The sequence below is a fragment of the Burkholderia sp. E168m23 genome (assembly GCF_016586125.1).
Lineage (GTDB): Bacteria > Pseudomonadota > Gammaproteobacteria > Burkholderiales > Burkholderiaceae > Burkholderia > Burkholderia orbicola.
Genome location: NZ_BCPP01001019.1, coordinates 1 through 2,434, shown reverse-complemented (window position 1 = coordinate 2,434; position 2,434 = coordinate 1). Strand labels below are relative to the sequence as shown.

3 protein-coding genes are annotated in these 2,434 nt (G+C 66.6%); 2 read left to right on the top strand and 1 reads right to left on the bottom strand.

Features of this window, described 5'->3' with window-relative positions:
• Nucleotides 1–593: porin (locus tag JMF90_RS33415; protein ID WP_201326026.1), on the top strand; the 593-nt coding region annotated here is incomplete at its 5' end.
• 32 nt (nucleotides 594–625) lie between these two features.
• Here the strand turns inward: JMF90_RS33415 and gcvA are convergent.
• Nucleotides 626–1,570: a transcriptional regulator GcvA gene (gene gcvA / locus JMF90_RS33410; RefSeq protein WP_172593409.1), complete on the bottom strand. Its 945-nt coding sequence runs from the start codon at nucleotides 1,568–1,570 to the stop codon at nucleotides 626–628.
• A 138-nt stretch (nucleotides 1,571–1,708) separates the two neighbouring features.
• On the opposite strand from gcvA, the gene JMF90_RS33405 reads away from it, so the two are divergent.
• A partial coding sequence (locus JMF90_RS33405; RefSeq protein ID WP_201326025.1) for an MFS transporter occupies nucleotides 1,709–2,434 on the top strand: 726 nt, incomplete at its 3' end.

Here is a 2,434-nt window from a genome sequence, read left to right as displayed (position 1 = left end):
CGGGTCAATCGTGGTCGGCGGCCGCGACCTACGCTCAAGGCGGCCTGACGGTCGCCGGCGGCTACTTCCGTGCGGCCAACCAGGGCGAGAACGGATGGACGAACGCAACGGCGCAACCGAGCTTCGGCGGCGCACTGGGCTATCCGAGTTCGGGCTACAACGGCGGCAATGCGTTCAAGAGCGCGGGCATCGCGCAAGTCGCCGCGCAATACGAGGTGGGGCCGTACACGGCCGGCTTGCGCTACTCGAACGCCCAGTACAAGGGTAACGACGGCCAGCCGTCGATCCACTTCAACGTGCTGGGTGCGCTCCTGCAGTACCGGGTCACGCCGGCACTGTCGCTGGCGACGGGTTACACGTACGTCTACGGCTCCGCGGCCACGCCCACGCAAGCAGCCGAAGGACGCACGATGGCCTCGATCAACCAGGTGTCGCTGGGTGCGACGTACTCGCTGTCGAAGAGTACCGCGCTGTACGCGATGGGTGCCTACGTGCATGCCAAGGGCGCGCAGGCTTCGGCTGCCGACTTCGGCAACACCTCGTCGGGCGGCAACCAGGTTCAGGTCAACATCGGCATGTTCCACGGCTTCTGATCGCCGACTCGCAAGCCGGGGTAGTGTCCGCACTACTCCGGCGTCGTGCCGCCCTGCCGGCTCGCCATGCCTTCCATCCATTCCTCGAACGCGGACACCGCGGCATCGTCGGCACGATCGGCGTTCGTCACCAGCATGTAGTCGTCAGCGCGCCATACGGGCGATGCGATGGGACACACGAGGCGCCCCTCGGCGAGATCGCGCCCGATCAGCGGCAGCGACGCCAGCGCGACGCCAAGCCCCTCGATGGCCGCGCCAAGCTGAAGATTCACGTGATCGAATTCGACATGGCGCGCGGCCCGCAGATCGGACGCGCCCGCCTCCTTCAACCAGTGCGACCAGGCAGAGCGCGTCGTGGCCGAATGCAGCAGCGTGTGATGGCGCAGGTCGGCCACGCTCTGGATCGGATGCTGGCGCAGCAACGCGGGATTGCAGGCCGGCACGCGCAGGTCGGGCATCAACGGGCGCGAGACGACGCCCGCGCCTTGCTCGGGACCGGAGCGGACACCGATATCGAAAGCGTCGGCGACATAGCGCAGCTTGCGCGATGTCGTCGACACCCTGACGTCGATGTCGGGGTACCGCGAATGGAAATCGGCGAGCCGCGGCAGCAGCCAGCAAAACGCAAAGCTCATCGGCACGTTCACCCGCACGACGCCTGAGATCCGGTGCGTGAACGTGTTGTGGCGCAGCCGCACCACCGCAGTACCGAGGCGCTCGAACGCGTGGCTGACGTCGTTCAGCAACGCCGCCCCTTCGTCGGTCAACGCGACACCGCGCGGACGACGGTCGAACAACGGCAGGCCGAACCAGTCCTCCAGCAACCTGATCTGCTTTCCGACGGCCCAGTGGGTCACATGCAGCTCGGCCGCGGCACCCGCGAAGCTGCCGTGTCGCGCGACCGCATCGAACGCGCGCAGCGCATTGAGCGGGGGTAACTCGCCCCGGTGCTTCGCAACATCCCGGCTTTCGCTCATGACGTGACTTTTTCTCTCCATTGATGCGATTTTAGCTCAATTGAAATGACGATCCTCTCAGCCATAAAATCGACACATCGAGGCTGAAAGCGATACCACGAGCGGCTTCCCTTCACCGCTCGCACGGAGCGAATAACGATGCGCCTGCCGGTTTTTTCCCCTCCCGTCACGCGGGAAACCGCGCCACCCCGACGGCGCGCGCTGTGGCTATCGTGCGTTGCACACGCCATGCACGATGGCTACACGGACATGATCTACGCGTTGCTACCCGTGTGGCAGTCGGAATTCGGGCTCGACTTCGCAGCCCTGGCCATCCTGCGCGGCGTCTATGCCGGCACGATGGCGACGCTGCAGTTGTCCGCCGGGCGTCTCGCGCAACGCCTGGGCAGCCGCGCGACGCTCGCACTCGGTACGCTGCTCGCCGCGCTCGGCTATGCGCTCGCGGGCATGTCGGGTGGCCTGCTCGGGTTGGGCGTCGCGCTGGCGATTTCGGGCGGCGGCTCCAGCACGCAGCATCCGATCGCATCGGGCGCCGTCTCCCGCTTCTATGGGCGCGACGCAAGAGGCCCGCTGAGCATCTACAACTTTTCCGGCGACCTCGGGAAATCGGCGCTGCCGGCCGCCATTTCGCTGCTCGTGACCCTGATGCCATGGCGTCATGCGCTATGGATCGTCGCCGGGCTGGGCTGCGTCGTGGCCGCCGTCATCGCGCTCTGGTTTCCCGCCGTGCCGCGCGGCGGCGCGAACACGACGGCGAAAGAGCATGCGTCCGCGCAACGCGGCGGCACGGGAAAAAGCGGATTCTCCGCGCTGTTCTCCATCGGCGTGCTCGATACGGCCGTACGCATGGGACTGCTTACCTTT